This is a genomic window from Massilia sp. Dwa41.01b, assembly GCF_014171775.1.
GTDB lineage: Bacteria > Pseudomonadota > Gammaproteobacteria > Burkholderiales > Burkholderiaceae_D > Telluria.
The window spans coordinates 678489-692787 of the sequence record NZ_CP050454.1; the positions used below are offsets into that span (position 1 = coordinate 678489).

Genomic DNA, 14299 nt, shown 5'->3' on the forward strand with positions numbered 1-14299 from the left:
GCAGCGTGGAACACCGCGGGCACGACCGTGCCCGGCGCTGCCCCGTTTCTGGAGATTGCCCTTTTGATGCTCATCGGACGCTATGATCCGTCGCTCGTGCTGGTGTCGGTGCTGGTGGCGGTGTTCGCCTCTTTCACTGCGCTCAGCGTGGCCGGCCGCGTCAAGCAGTCGCGTGGTTACGGCAGCCTGGCCTGGACGGCGGGCGGCGCCATTGCGATGGGCAGCGGCATCTGGGCCATGCACTTCATCGGCATGCTGGCCTTCAGCCTGCCCATCACGCTCGGCTACGACCTGTGGCTGACGCTGCTGTCGCTGCTGTTGCCGATCGTCGTGTGCGGCATGGCGCTGTGGCAGCTGCGCGAGCCGGAACTGGCGCGCAGCCAACTCGCGTCGAGCTCGATCCTGATGGGCATCGGCATCAATGCGATGCATTACACCGGCATGGCGGCGATGCGCATGGAACCGGGCATCGTCTACGATCCCTGGCTGTTCGCGCTGTCGGTGGCGATTGCCATCGCCTCCTCGTTCGGTGCCCTGTGGATCGCCTTCCGCCTGCGCCAGGGCGCGGTGGGTGCCGGCCTGGTCCAGCCGCGGCCGCGGTCGTGATGGGTTTCGCCATCGCCGGCATGCACTACACGGGCATGGCGGCTGCCGGCTTCCCGGCGGGCAGCGTCTGTTCGGCGGCGACCGGCTGGATCAGCCAGCACAACCTGGCCCTGATCGTCACCGTCGTCATCGTCGGCATGCTGCTCGTCGCCTTGCTGGTGTCGGTCTACGATGCGCGCCTGGAAGCCCGCGCCGCCAGCCTGTACGCGTCGATGCAGATCGCCGAGCAGCGCAAGCACCTGTATTTGCACGAACTGGAAGCACGGGTCGAGGCCGAGCGCCTGAACCAGCTGAAGGATGAATTCCTCTCCACCGTGTCGCACGAGCTGCGCACCCCCCTGAACGCCATCCTCGGCTGGTCGCAACTGCTGTCCCAGAAAGGGCCCGTCAGCGACGTCATGCTGCGCAAGGGACTCGAGACGATCGAGCGCAACGCGCGCGCCCAGGTGCAGCTGATCGACGACCTGCTCGACATGAGCCGCATCCTCTCGGGCAAGGTCAGGCTCGACCTGCAGCCGGCCTGGCCGGCCGAGATTGTCGGCGCCGTGGTCGAGTCGCTGCGGCCGACGGCGCTGGCCAAGCGCATCCGCCTCGAAGCCGAACTCGATGCCGCGGCCGGCCCGGTGCTGGCCGACGGCGGCCGCCTGCAGCAGGTGATGTGGAACCTGGTATCGAATGCCGTCAAGTTCACCCAGACCGGTGGCGAAGTGCGGGTGTCGATGCGGCGCGAAGGCGAGCAGCTGGCGATTGCCATCGTCGACAACGGCGCCGGCATCAAGGCCGATTTCCTGGCGCACGTGTTCGACCGCTTCCGCCAGGCCGATACCTCGACCACGCGCCAGCATGGCGGCCTGGGACTGGGCCTGTCGATCGTGCGCCAGCTGGTCGAGCTGCATGGCGGCACGGTCGGTGTCGAGAGCGCGGGCGAAGGGCAGGGCGCCACCTTCACCGTCCGCATCCCGCTGCAGCCGGCGCTGCCGCCCCGGGATGTGGCATCCGATACGCCGCGGGGCGACGACGGTGTCACCCCGTCCGGGCGCAGGCCGACCTGGCCGGCCTCACCATCCTGGCGCTGGACGACGAACCCGATTCGCTCGAGGTGGTGCAGGAGATCCTGTCCGCCACCGGTGCCCGCGTGATCGCCGCGCGCAATCCGCTCGAGGCCCTGCGCGTGCTCGAGGAAGAACGTCCGCAGCTCCTGATCAGCGATATCGGCATGCCGGGACTCGACGGTTTCGAGCTCATCCGCCGCGTGCGCGCGCTGGCCGACCCGAAGCTGGCGGCGATGCCGGCACTGGCGCTGTCCGCCTTCGCGCGCAAGGAAGACCGCCAGCGCGCGGTCGAGTGCGGCTTCACCGATTACCTGGTCAAGCCGGTCACGCCGGCCCTGCTGGTGGACGCCGCTGCGGCCTTGCTGGACGACGCCGCGCGCCGCCGCACCGCCGGCCAGGGCGCCTGAGTCCAATCTTTCGGCAGCTTTGCCCGTGGGCGCCGCGCCTGTCCGGCGGTGCTCGCCTTCCTCTTCCCTACCTGCAAGAAAAGAAGCGATAATCCCGCTTCTGTCCGCTGACATCACAGGAGTAGCCAGTGCAAGACCACGACCATCACGACGAGGCCGATCAGCCCGCCAGCCCAAGCCGCCGCCGCATCTTCCAGGCAGCGGCCGCCGTCGGCATCGGCGCCGGCCTGCCGGGTGCCGCCGAAGCCGCGACCAGGCGCCCCGCGAAACCGGCTGCCTCGCTCGACGCCAAGCTCAAGGCGCATGTCAAGAACGTGGTCGTGATCTTCCTGGAGAACCGCAGCTTCAACAACCTGTTTGCCGGCTTCCCGGGACTGGCCGAGCCCATGCCTGCTACTGCACCGCAGAAGGACCGCGACGGCTCGACCCTGGCCGAGTTGCCGAAGATCTGGGGCGGCATGGTGCCGGGACGCCAGGACATCGGCGGCAAGGAATACCAGATCGGCGAGGACAAGATCGTCCACCTGCCGAACGGGCCCTGGAAGCTGGTCGATACCGAAGGCAAGCCGCTGCCGGAAGGCCTCGTCACACGCGACCTGGTGCACAATTTTTATCACAACCAGATGCAGATCAACGGCGGCAGGAACGACGGCTTCGTCGCCTGGGGCGACTCCGGCGCGCTGGTGATGGGTTATTACGGCGAGACGGCGAAAAACCTCGGCCTGTGGCAGATCGCGCGCGAGTACACGCTGTGCGACAACTTCTTCATGGGCGCCTTTGGCGGCTCTTACCTGAACCACCAGTTCCTGATCAGCGGACGCACGCCGGAATTCTTCAACGCCGCCGAGACGCCGGCGAAGAAGAAGATCACGGTGCTGGCCGACGGCCCGCTCGGCCACCGGCTGGCCGTGGCGCCCGAGTCGCCCAAGTCGGCCTTGGCGGGCAAGCCGAAGTTCGTCAACGCCGGCACCATCACGCCGGACGGCTACGCGGTCAACACGATGGCGCCGCCTTACCAGCCGAGCTGGGTGCGCCCGGCCCCCGGGGGCGACGCCAACGCGGTCCGATCCGAACGACCCCTCGGTGCTGCCGCCACAAAGCTACGACACCATCGGCGACCTGCTCTCGCGCGCGGGCGTGAGCTGGGCCTGGTATGGCGGCGCCTGGCAAGCGGCGCTCGACGGCCGCGGCGCCGGCCAGCGGCCGAATTTCCAGCACCATCACCAGCCCTTTAATTACTTCAGGCAGTTCGCACCGGGCACCCGCGCGCGCGAAGAACACCTGCTTGACGGCGGGCTGGGCGACAGCCCGATCTCGAACCGCTTCATCGCCGATGCGGTGGCTGGCAAGCTGCCGGCGGTGAGCTTCTACAAACCGCAAGGCAACCTGAACCTGCACGCCGGCTATTCGGACATCGAGTCGGGCGACGCCCACGTGGCGAACGTCATCGAGCACCTGAAAAAATCGCCGCAGTGGAAGGACATGGTGGTGCTGGTGACCTTTGACGAGAACGGCGGCTGGTGGGACCACGTCGCGCCGCCCCAGGGCGACCGCTGGGGACCGGGCTCGCGCATCCCGGCCATCGTGGTGTCGCCGCATGCGAAGAAGGGCGCCGTCGACCACAACTTCTACGACACGACCTCGGTCCTGCGCTTCATCACGCGCCTGCACGGCCTGCCGCTGCTGGAAGGCCTGGCCGCGCGCGATGCCGCATTCGCCAAGCGCGGTGCGCGCGGGCCTGGCGACCTGACGGCGACGCTCAGCTTCCGCTAGCGCCTGCACCGCTCGCTGCACCCACGAAGCCGGCCATGCGCCGGCTTTTTCATATGCTTATGCGATTTTCTATTGCCAAAAGGCTACCGCGCGCTGGGTTCCGGAACGCGGCGGTACACTGATTTTCGGCTCGAGAATGCGCGCACCGTGACGCAGGCAGCGTCGGGGCGTCGCGCGGAGATGCCGATGCCAATGTAAGTGGAGCGGCACAGCGAGGACGTGATGCCGGCTCCATCCCCAACCCCCAGGAGAGCATCATGCAAAAAAACAAAGCATTGAAAGGACTGCTCGCCGTATCGGCAGTAGCAGCCATGTTGAGCGCCTTCGGCGTCCAGGCACAAACGGCCACCAGCTCCACCCAGAGCGCAGCCGACCTGCAGAAGCAGAGCGACCAGGGCAAACCTAACCTGACGGGCAAGGCCGCCCGCGACGGCACCGTCGGCAACACCAACAGCCAGGGCATGGAAGACCGCAGCGGCCAGGTCGGCTCGAGCACGGCCGGTTCCACCACCGCTGCCGGCACCCACGGCGCCAGCGGCCACCAGAGCGGCACCGCCGGTACCGCCGGCATGAGCGGCAGCACCGGCGCAGGCGCGGCCGGCATGTCGACCCAGACCTCGGGCCAGTCGGGTGCGGCTGGCGCCACCGCCGCCGGCGGCGCGACGATGAGCAAGGCCGACAGCAAGGGCATCATGGACATGGCGATGGTGAACATGGCCGAGATCGAAATGGGCAAGCTGGCCCAGAGCAAGAGCCAGAGCGCCGAGGTGAAAACCTATGCCCAGCAGATGATCGACGACCACACCAAGGGCCTGCAGGAAGTGCAGACCGTCGCCCAGGCCAAGGGCATCACCCTGCCGACCGAGCTCGACGCCAAGCACAAGGCCATGTCGGCCAAGCTGGCCAAGCTCAGCGGTGACGCCTTCGATCGCGAGTACATGAAGGTCGGCGGCGTGGCATCGCACAAGGAAGCGCATGCCCTGCTGAAGAAAAACGAGAAGTCCGCCAAGGATGCCGACGTCAAGGGCCTGGCCACCAAGATGATGCCGACTGTCGAGCAGCATCTGAAGGCTGCCCAGCAGATGCCGGCAGCGAAGTCCGGCACCACCTCGGGCAAGTAAGCAGGTAGTCAGGTGCACGCCGGGCCCTCGGGCCTGGCCGAACAGGCGTACGCAGGCAGCAGCTTGCGTACGCCTTTTTCGTTTTCCGGTTTGGCGGCGCGCAGGTTTTTCCCATGTTCAACTCGGTCCCGCGCTATGATGGCTTGTCCATACGGCCATCTTGCCTGTGCGGATGATTTTCCTTGACCAGGAGCTCGCCATGACCGCCGGCCGTACCCCCGATCCGAACACGCCCCCGTTGCCCCACCTCGAGATTCCCGTTCCCTGCACGGAGTCGTGGGACGCCATGGAGGGCGACGAACGGGTGCGGCACTGCGGGCTGTGCAGGAAGAACGTGTACAACCTGTCCGCGCTGCCGCAGGCGGAAGCGGCCGCGCTGCTGGCCGGGGATGTCGACGGCCAGCTGTGCGTGCGTTTCTACCGCCGCAGCGACGGCAGCGTGATGACGAGCGATTGCAGCACGAGCCCGCGCGTCCGGCTGCACCGCGCCATGCGTACGCTGCCACGAACGGCGGCGGGCGCTGCGGGCGTGGCCGCGGCGGCGGCGGTTGCGGTGGCCGTCGCGCATGTGGCGCCCTTGCCGCCGGGCCGCGCCAGGCCCCATCCCTCCGTGGTGGAAGTCTCGCTCGTGCCCGAAATGATGCCGCCTGTATTGATGGGGGTGTACCTGCCCATCTCGGAGCCAGCGACGAAGGCGCGTTCGGCCCGCAAGGGCAAGCGGCACGCGGACACGCAGGCACGCAGGGCCACCGACGGCGATCCGGTGCGCGTCGAGTAAGCGTGCCGATAAAGGAGGAGCCGGGCTGGCGGCTGACGATGTGACGCCGCTGCGCAGGTATACTTGACCCATGACGACGCCACGCTGCCGCTGGGCCAACCCGGCCAATCCCCGCTACCTCGACTACCACGACCATGAGTGGGGCGTGCCCTGCCACGACGAGTTGCGCCTGTTCGAGATGCTCAACCTTGAAGGGGCACAGGCCGGCCTGTCCTGGGAAACCATCCTCAACAAGCGCGAGAGCTACCGTGCCGCCTTCGATGGCTGGGACGCGGAAAAGATCGCCCGCTACGACGAGGCCAAGGTGGCGCAATTGCTGGCCAATCCCGGCATCGTGCGCAACCGCCTGAAGGTGGCTGCCGCCATCGGCAATGCGCGTGCCTATCTGGCGCTGCGCGACGAGGGCCGCACGCTCGACGACTTCCTGTGGGCCTACGTCGACGGCAAGCCGCTGGTCGGTCACTGGCCTGATGGCCTGCGGCCGGCAAAAACGGCGCTGTCGGACCGCTTGTCCAAGGATTTGAGCAAACGCGGCTTCAAGTTCGTCGGCTCGACCATCGTGTATGCCTACATGCAGGGCATCGGCATGGTCGACGACCACGATCCCGGCTGTTTCCGCCATCAGGGAGCGGCGTGAACCCGGCAGACTGCTGGCAGGGACGCGAACGCTATACCGTGTTCGACACGCGCCACGAGCCGGGTGCGGTGGCAGCCTTGATTGCCGCCTGGCGCGCCGATCCGGCACGGCCGGCACGCCTGCACATCGTCGCCCTCGCTACCGGGCTGCTGCCGGGTTTCCACCGCATCCCGCAGGTCGATGCGGCCGTCACCTTCGATCTGGTGTGCGCACCGCTCGAGGAGGCGCTGGCCCAGCTGTCGGCCCGCATCGATTACGTCCAGCTGCGTGACGTGCGCGGGCAGGGCGGCGCCTTCGCGCGCGGCCTGGCGCGCCTGGTGGCGGCCGATGCCCGTTTGTCGGCCGAGGGGCTGGACGCGGAGCAGCGCGCGGCGCTGGCGGCGCAGGGTTTCGTGTTCGAGGGCGGCAGCGGGACAGAAGCCCGCGCGCGCTTCGCCAGCCGCAAGCCGCGCCTGCCGCTGGACCCCGTGCCGGCGCGCCACGCCATCGTCATCGGCGCCGGGCTGGCCGGCTGCGCGGCGGCGCACAAGCTGTGCGCACGCGGCTGGCAGGTGACGCTGGTCGAGCGCCATGCGGGGCCGGCCCGGGGCGCCTCGGGCAACCTCGCAGGCATCTTCATGCCGATCTTGTCGAAGGACGACAATATCCCGACGCGGCTCACGCGCGCCGCCTACCTGTACGCGCTGCGCTACTGGGAGACAATCGGCGGCATCGGCCGCGCGATCGAAGGCGCCGCCTGCGGCGTGCTGCAGCTGGCGCGCGACGGCGACCACGCCGAGGCTTCGCGCGCGATCGCCGCCGATGGCACGCTGCCGCCGGAGTTTGCCGAATGGCTGGAAGCGCCGCAGGCCGGGGCGCTGCTGGGCCTGCCCGCGCCGCTGGGCGCCTGGCTGTTTCGCCAGGGCGGCTGGGCCCGTCCCGGCAGCGTGTGCGAGGCCATGCTGGACGCCTGCGGTACGCGGCTGACGCGCCGCTTCGGTGTCGGCGAGGTCAGCCTGGCGCGCGATGGCGAGGCCTGGACCGTTCGTGGCGCCGGCGGCGACATCGTCGCCAGCGCCGCGACGGTGGTGCTGGCCGGCGGGGCGGAGTCCGTGCGCCTGGCGCAGGCGCAATCCCTGCCGCTGGCCGCGCTGAGGGGCCAGGTCACCCACCTCGACGCCGCCACGCTGCCACGCCTGCCCTTCGTTCTCTGCCGCGAAGCCTACCTGACCCCTGCCGCCGGCGGCATCGCCTGCGCCGGCGCCACCTATGACAGCGACGCCGACCCCGACTTGCGCGCAACCAGCCAGCAGGAGAATGTGGCGCGCCTGCGCGTGCTGGTATCCGATCCCGATGTGGCGGCGGACGCGCCACTGGCAGGCCGGGTCGGCTTTCGCAGCGTTGCCCCCGACCGCCTGCCGCTGGTCGGCGCGCTGCCCGATGTCGCGGCCCGGGCGGCACCGAACGCCTGCGCGACGTGCCGCGCCATCCCGGCTTGTACGGTCTGCTCGGCTACGCCTCGCGCGGGCTGATCTGGGCGCCGCTGTGCGCGGAATTGCTGGCGGCGCGCCTCGAGAACGAACCGCTGCCGCTGGAGGCCGCGCTGGTCGATGCGCTCGACCCGGCCCGTTTCGTGTTGCGTGCGCGCCGCAATCGGCGCGGGCCGGCTGCCCAAATGGGGAGTGGCGCCCTCGAATAAGCGAAGATGCGCTGGCGCAAGGCGCACCCCGGCCTCTATCTGCGTATAATTGGCGTACGGCAACTTTTTTGCGCCAGTGGAGGGCGCCGTCGCATGGACGACACGCCTCATCCCCGGACTGGGCCGGCAAGCACTACCGGTGGCCGACGATGTCGCCGGCGTGCGCCAGCTGCTGCGCGAGGCCCTGCGCAGCCTGGGCGCGAAGAACATCGACCAGGCCGCCAGCGGCGGCGAAGCCATCGCCCTGCTGGCCAGGACCCGCTACGACGTCGTGCTGTGCGACTTCAACCTGGGCGAAGGCAAGAATGGCCAGCAGGTGCTCGAAGAAGCGCGCGTGCGCAACCTGCTGCTGCCGTCCTCCGTGTGGATGATGGTCTCGGCCGAGAAGAGCGTCGAGTCGGTAATGGGCGCGGCCGAGCACCAGCCGGACGCCTACCTGGTCAAACCGATCACCGAGGGCGTGCTGCTCACGCGCCTGAACCGCGCCTGGCAGCGCAAGCAGATCTTCCGCCCGATCGACCAGGCCTGCGCCGAGAAGGATTACCTGCGCGCGGCGCGTCTGTGCCAGGAGCAGATCGACGGGCAGGACGGCGGTCACCGCGTGCACGAGATCGACCTGCTGCGCATGCAGGCGCGCCTGATGGAAAAGAGCGGCGAGCCGGAACGCGCGCGCGCGTGCTACGAACGCGTGCTGGCCCAGCGTGAATATCAATGGGCGCGCGTCGGCCTGGCGAAGATCCGCATGGCCAATGGCGACCTGGAAGCGGCGCGCCAGATGTTCCAGGGCGTGATCGCGGAGAACCGCTACTACATCGATGCCTACGACCAGCTGGCGCAGGTCTACGCCGCCATGGGCAAGCTGGAAGAGGCCTGCGCCATCCTCGAACGGGCGGCGAAACTGTCGCCAAACTCGGTGCCGCGTCAGCGCAAGCTGGGCACACTCGGTCTCAAACTCGGCAATGTCGCGCTGGCAGAGAGGGCCTTCCGCAAATGCATCGCCATCGGCGCCTGGTCGGTGCTCCGCTCGCCCGACGCCTATCTTGGCCTGGCGCGCGTATGCGGGCTGAAGAACGATCCGAAGGAAGCGGTCGTGCTGCTACAGGGTGCGCTGCGCGAGTTCGGAGAAGCCCATCCGGACCTGGCCCTGCGCGCCAAGATCACCGAGGGGCTGGTCTATCACGAAAGCGGCGACTACCGCCACGCGCGCAAGGCCGGCGACGAACTCGAAGCGCTGCTGGCCTCGAGCGAGGAGCGGCCCGACGTGCCGACCTGCCTGGAGATGGCGACCCTGCTGTTCGCGGTCGGCGTCAAGGACGCGCCGGTCGAGCTGCTGTGCTACCTCACCCGCAACAACCACGACAACGCCAGCTTGCTGGAAGAGGTGCAGGCCATCTTCGAGCAAGCGCGCATGGGCGACGAGGGTGGTGAACTGATCCGGGAAGCGAAGAAGGAAGCGGCGGACCTGATGAACGGCGGCGTGCTGCTCTGGAAAACGGGCAAGCTCGGTGAAGCCGTCGCGTGGATGCGCAAGGCCCGCGCGCGCCTGCCGAACAACCAGCGCATCCTGTTCAACGCCGCCCAGGTGCTGGTATCGCAGCTGCGCGAGCAGGGCTTTGACGCCGCGCTGGCGGACGAAGCGCATGCGGTGCTGATGCACGTCGACCGCTTGCAGCCGGGGCAGCCGCGTTTTGCGCAATTGATGGAGCAGCTGGCGGCGCTGGCGCCGCGGCCTGAGGCGCTTGAGGTCGACACAACGGCGTAGGGTGGACGGCTGCACCTCGTCGACCCGCATGGTCGCGACGGTAGCGCCGTCCACGCGTTCAACGCACGCCTGATTCGTTCGCGCCTGTTCGCCGGATGCCTGGACGCGAGTGCCGACGCCTTGCCGCTGCGGGTCGAAAGCACAGTGCGTACCGCGTGGGCACGGGGTGCCCACCCTACAAGGGCAGTTCGTTACCGCATGCGGCTTCGCTCGACGGGGCTCGGCCGGATGTCGATTCCGCCAGCGCCAGCCCATGCGGCCGCATCAGATGCGCGCACAGGGCCGCGATATCGTGCCCGCCGCCCGCCATCTCCGATGCACCCGCCGCCCCTGCCAGCGCTGCTTTCGTGATGTGGTAGCCGAGCGCGCGGTAGCTCTCGAACTGCGCCTCGTCGAACCACTGGTCGGCCGTGCTCTGGTGCGGGTAGGCGGGATTCGCCTTCCGATAATTCAGGACGTCGGCGTTCTCGGAGCCGACGATCGCCGGCTTGATGTACAGGAGGGTGCCGTCGACCCCGATCGGATCGACGTGGCTGTAGCGGATCGCGCCCACGGCGCAGCTGGCGCCGCACAGGCCCGTGTCCTTCACCAGGTCCATCTTCGAGACATCGATCTCGATGCTCACATGCAGGTCGGTCGCGCACTTGCGGATCGCATTGCCCAGGTCCTCGAAAGCCATCTCCTTGTCGCTGGCGACATCGACCGCGACGACCAGGCGGCAGCGCCGCCGCACCAGTTCGTAGATGCCCAGGTTCTCGAAGTGGCCGCCGTCGGACAGGTAGACGTAGTTGGCGTCGGCGTTGGTCATGCCGAACAGCTCGGCGATGAGGCTGAACAGGCCGATGCCGGGCGAGGAGTGGGTCCAGGTGGCCTTGCGCGGGTTCGGGCACCAGCGCCCGAGGCGCACGTTAAACATCGTCATCAGGAAGTTCAGCGGCGGCGACGAGTGCGTGCCCATGTTCGGACTGGCCGCGGCGCCGGACAGGGCCACCGCCATGCCGAGGCGCACGGTGGCGTCGTCGTCGCCGGCGCCCGACTTCGACGCGTATTCGCGCGTGGGCCGGTAGATGCCACGCCGGGCGTCGCCCCCCTTGCGCCGGCATCAGCGGCATCTCGAAGCCGCAGAAGCGTGGCGTGAAGGCGAACGAGGCGGCCTTGCGGGTCTGCCACGCGAGTTCTTCGCCGCTGACCAGGTTCAGCGCCGTGTTGACGATGTGGTAGGGGCGCTGGTCGGCCATGTCGGCCAGCTGCGGGTCGTCTTCCGGGTCGAAGCCGGTGAACGGATGCGGCTTGCGCGCGGCGCTGCTGGCGCCGAAATAGGCGCGCACCAGTCGGTTCCGGTACAGCATGTAGAGCGAGAACTTGTTGATGTCGACGCGCCAGCCCAGCAGCAGCGCCGCGCCCAGGAAGCAGCCGAACGCGATGAGCAGGGTGCCGCCATCGGTGGCCAGGGTGGCGTTTGCGTGCGCCGCGTAGACGCAGGGGAGCGACACCGGTGCCGGGCAGCGCACCTCTGGCAGCGCCACCACCGCCTGCACCAGGCTCGATAGCAGCGCGAAGATACCGATCGTGAAAAGTAGGGCGCCAGGCGCGCGACGATTTCGCGCTTGGCGCAGTTGCCGTCGCGCGAGCCGGTGGCGCTTCCGCTGCCGGCCTTCAGGCCGATCCAGGTCATCACCAGCCAGCCGAGCGCGGTGCCGGCGTTGGCGATCGGTTCATAGGTCAGCCAGGCCCAGTGCAGGAGCGGTGCGCAGAAGAAGGCGATGCCGAACATGGCCACCCAGCCCAGCGAGAAGATCGTCGACCAGGCGCCCTGGCGGCTCCACCACTCGCGGCTGGCGTCGCTGTACAGGGAGCCGATCAGGCCGATCATCAGCGTCATCGTCACCGAGAACAGCGTCGTCATCAGCGGCATGCCGAAGCTGCCCAGCGCGATGGCGTTGTTCAGAATCGGATGCGCGGCGGGATTGGGCAGCAGCGCCAGGCCGGCCAGCAGCAGCAGGGTACCGGCCGCGAGCGCGCCGATCGCGCACAGGAAGTGGCCCAGGCCTTCGAGCAGTTCGGCGCGCGAGATGTCCGGGATCGGCCGGTGGCGGCGCAATTTCTGTTCCAGCGCCAGTCCCAGGCCATGGAGCAGCAGCACGGCGCACAGCCCGGGAAAAACGCGCCAGGCCAGCAGCTGGGCGACGTCGATCGGCACGAAGTGGGCGACCGCGCCGGCGGCGAATTCCAGCGCGGCCGACAGCGACATGGCGGCGACGGCCGCCGCGCCGGCGCCGCAGATGACGTAGCCGGCGGCGCGATACGGGCTGGTGCGGTCGTGCGCCAGGTACCAGCCGCTGGCCCAGACAATGAAGTAGACCAGTCCCGGCACCAGCAGCCAGGCCCCCCAGCCCTGGAAGCGCGCCGGCAGCCCCACTTCCCAGACGGCCGGCACCACGCCGCCATGGCGCCACAGGCCGATACTCACGAGGGAAACCGGCCGCCAGCAGCGGCAGGTTGACGTAGCGTAGCACCGCCCCCCCTGCTGCAGCGGAAAGCGGCGCAGCCCGCGCGAGCTTTCCGGCTTGCTCGAAATGGAGAGGGCGATGCAGAACACGGCGAACAGGAACAGCAGCGTGCCGGCCAGCCAGATGGCGTCCGACCAGGTGGCCCGGGGCGCTCGCGGCCCAATGACCCGGTGCACGGCCCAGACGGCGAAGCGGGGCAGGAGCAGCAGCGCGCACAGCCAGGCCACCAGCATCGCCAGGTTCAGGCAGGTATTGCGCACATAGGTGCCGATCAGGGTCCAGGTATCGGCGCTGAAGGTGCCGCTGCGGGGCGACAGGTAATTGCTGTACTGGCGCAGGAACTGGATCTCGACCGGCTCGGCCGCCACCGCCTGGCCGGCCGCGCCGGGCGTGAGCAGGGCCTCGACGGCGGCCACGTCGCCGCGCCGCTCGCGGATGCATTTCGACAGCCAGCCGCCGATGAAGCCGCCTCCCGACACCGTCGACAGGTAATCGAAGTCGCGCAGCAGGCGCGCTTCGGCCAGCGCCTGCAGGGCGCCGAGGTTGAAGGTGGCCGAGCGCACGCCGCCGCCGGACAGGTCCAGTCCGGCCAGCTGGGCGCCATGCGCCCGTCCCAGCAGTTCGCCCGTGCAGGCGGGGTGTACATCGTCCGCGCTGCCAGGCGCGACGGCGGGGCGCAGCAGGTCGAGCTCGTTCTGGAACACTTCGCTGAATACGCTGCCGCTGTGCGCGTTCAGGCGGCGCCAGGTGGCTTCGTCGAGCGGACCGGTCGTGTCGATGTCCTGCTGCTTGCGGAAGGCGGCAATGGCGCTGCCCAGTTCGTCGAGCGTGTGGGCGCGCGGCGGCACCGGACAACCGGCACTCTCGAGCTTGCGGCGCAGGTCGGCGACTTGCTCGGCCGACAGGTAGGAAAAATCGCGGGGAAGGTTGTGGAACTGATCAGTGGCGGACATGCCGGCCTCCAACGTGAGAACGCGGCGGCGGGAGGTCCGGGCCGCGCTGTCAAGTTCAGCACGGCGGATAGCGGTGTGATGCCCGTCAAATCAAATGACGGGCGCGGCAAGACCGATTAAGTGCCGGATGATTAAGGTTTGTCGGCTTTCGTGCGCCCTGGTTTCGGTGCCGAGGTGCCTGGCGTGCCGCCGACATCGCCACCCGTGGTGGCGCGCGGCGCCGGGTCGGGCGCGCCCCGGCCTGGGCCGCCTGGTTGCCGGCCGTGCCGTCGGCGGGCATCGCGCTGCTCACCGCCTGGCGGAACTGGTCCTGCAACATGTTCCACCACGCAACTGCAGCCGGCATCGCCGCGTCGGGCGCGGGCGCATCGGCCCCGGGCTGGGCTGCCGCGGCGCCGGTACCGCCCCGGGGCGCCATTCGCACCGAAGAAAGCGGCGAAGGGCGGCAGGGACGCGGTCTGCTCGCCTGGTTTGCTCATGGCCTGGGCCATGCTGTCGCTCATCGATTTCAAGGCGGCAAGGGTGCCGCGCTGCACTTCGAGTGCCTGGATCGAGGTGCGCAGCATCGACAGATTCAGGTTGAGCCAGCTTTCGACGGCCTTCAGGTCGGCGATGCGCTTGTCGAGGTCCTCGGTGGACATGCTGGGCACGCCAAGGCTGGAGGATCCCATTCCCGACATGCCGACCCCGGGCACGCCCATGCCGCCCCACAAATTCTTCACGAACTCGAGCGTATCTGTCATGCCGGGAACGTTCTGCGAGGGAGGTTTGAGCATGGTGGTCTCCGATAGTGGTCGTGTTGGTGTGATGGGAAGCGCCTGGCAAAGTCCGCAGGCCATGGGCTTCATGAGGGCTCCTAGCGTAGCAGATAAATAACACGCGTACAAAGGCATGGAACAGACTGCCGGACAGCAAGCCCGGACGCGGGCGGTTACACTAGTCGTCATGGGTATTGTTTCCTACATCGCAAGCCGGCGCCGCCCCGTCCTCCTCGGAACGCTGATCGTGGTGCTGCACGCACT

The 14299-nt window shown here is 68.7% G+C and carries 13 protein-coding genes and 2 pseudogenes; 11 read left to right on the forward strand and 4 right to left on the reverse strand.

Features of this window, described 5'->3' with window-relative positions:
* Nucleotides 1–66: 66 nt before the first annotated feature.
* The 11 genes and pseudogenes from G4G28_RS03070 to G4G28_RS03110 all read left to right on the forward strand — a co-directional run bounded on the left by G4G28_RS03070 (nt 67) and on the right by G4G28_RS03110 (nt 9814).
* Nucleotides 67–606, forward strand: a complete 540-nt coding sequence (locus tag G4G28_RS03070) for an MHYT domain-containing protein (RefSeq protein ID WP_210283281.1) — start codon at nt 67–69, stop codon at nt 604–606.
* The gene (locus tag G4G28_RS03075) at nt 606–1745 is read left to right on the forward strand and encodes a HAMP domain-containing sensor histidine kinase (RefSeq protein ID WP_229508054.1); all 1140 of its coding nucleotides are present in this window, start codon (nt 606–608) and stop codon (nt 1743–1745) included. The genes G4G28_RS03070 and G4G28_RS03075 overlap by 1 nt, the downstream gene beginning before the upstream one ends.
* Nucleotides 1709–2065, forward strand: coding sequence for a response regulator (locus G4G28_RS03080; protein ID WP_202033871.1), 357 nt, complete (start codon nt 1709–1711; stop codon nt 2063–2065). The genes G4G28_RS03075 and G4G28_RS03080 overlap by 37 nt, the downstream gene beginning before the upstream one ends.
* 320 nt (nt 2066–2385) lie before the next feature.
* Nucleotides 2386–2880: pseudogene (locus G4G28_RS27345) on the forward strand (alkaline phosphatase family protein); the annotation flags it as partial.
* A gap of 232 nt (nt 2881–3112) precedes the next feature.
* Nucleotides 3113–3838: pseudogene (gene acpA, locus G4G28_RS27350) on the forward strand (acid phosphatase); the annotation flags it as partial.
* Between the two features lie 257 nt (nt 3839–4095).
* Complete coding sequence (locus G4G28_RS03090) at nt 4096–4959, forward strand: DUF4142 domain-containing protein (protein WP_183108021.1); 864 nt, start codon at nt 4096–4098, stop codon at nt 4957–4959.
* 172 nt (nt 4960–5131) lie between these two features.
* Entirely contained in the window at nt 5132–5737 is a 606-nt protein-coding gene (locus tag G4G28_RS03095; RefSeq protein WP_183108022.1) for a hypothetical protein, read from the forward strand.
* A 70-nt stretch (nt 5738–5807) separates the two neighbouring features.
* Nucleotides 5808–6374 carry a DNA-3-methyladenine glycosylase I gene (locus tag G4G28_RS03100; protein ID WP_182990807.1) on the forward strand — a complete coding sequence of 189 codons (567 nt, stop codon included), beginning with the start codon at nt 5808–5810 and terminating at the stop codon, nt 6372–6374.
* The gene (gene mnmC / locus G4G28_RS03105) at nt 6371–7885 is read left to right on the forward strand and encodes an FAD-dependent 5-carboxymethylaminomethyl-2-thiouridine(34) oxidoreductase MnmC (RefSeq protein WP_308601737.1); all 1515 of its coding nucleotides are present in this window, start codon (nt 6371–6373) and stop codon (nt 7883–7885) included. The genes G4G28_RS03100 and mnmC overlap by 4 nt, the downstream gene beginning before the upstream one ends.
* Nucleotides 7831–8052, forward strand: a complete 222-nt coding sequence (locus G4G28_RS27900; RefSeq protein WP_308601739.1) for a hypothetical protein — start codon at nt 7831–7833, stop codon at nt 8050–8052. The genes mnmC and G4G28_RS27900 overlap by 55 nt, the downstream gene beginning before the upstream one ends.
* 139 nt (nt 8053–8191) lie before the next feature.
* On the forward strand, nt 8192–9814 hold the full coding sequence (locus G4G28_RS03110) for a tetratricopeptide repeat-containing response regulator (RefSeq protein WP_183108023.1): 1623 nt from the start codon (nt 8192–8194) through the stop codon (nt 9812–9814).
* A gap of 175 nt (nt 9815–9989) precedes the next feature.
* Here G4G28_RS03110 and G4G28_RS03115 read toward each other — a convergent pair whose 3' ends face one another.
* The 4 genes from G4G28_RS03115 to G4G28_RS03130 form a co-directional block, all read right to left on the reverse strand.
* Nucleotides 9990–10823: a hypothetical protein gene (locus G4G28_RS03115; RefSeq protein ID WP_183108024.1), complete on the reverse strand. Its 834-nt coding sequence runs from the start codon at nt 10821–10823 to the stop codon at nt 9990–9992.
* Nucleotides 10723–11052, reverse strand: a complete 330-nt coding sequence (locus tag G4G28_RS03120) for a hypothetical protein (RefSeq protein WP_183108025.1) — start codon at nt 11050–11052, stop codon at nt 10723–10725. The genes G4G28_RS03115 and G4G28_RS03120 overlap by 101 nt, the downstream gene beginning before the upstream one ends.
* Nucleotides 11010–13277, reverse strand: a complete 2268-nt coding sequence (locus G4G28_RS03125; RefSeq protein ID WP_183108026.1) for a patatin-like phospholipase family protein — start codon at nt 13275–13277, stop codon at nt 11010–11012. Before G4G28_RS03125 ends, G4G28_RS03120 begins: the two co-directional genes overlap by 43 nt.
* 131 nt (nt 13278–13408) lie before the next feature.
* A complete protein-coding gene (locus tag G4G28_RS03130; protein ID WP_183108027.1) occupies nt 13409–14053 on the reverse strand; it encodes a PhaM family polyhydroxyalkanoate granule multifunctional regulatory protein in 645 nt (214 codons plus the stop codon).
* Nucleotides 14054–14299 lie beyond the last annotated feature (246 nt).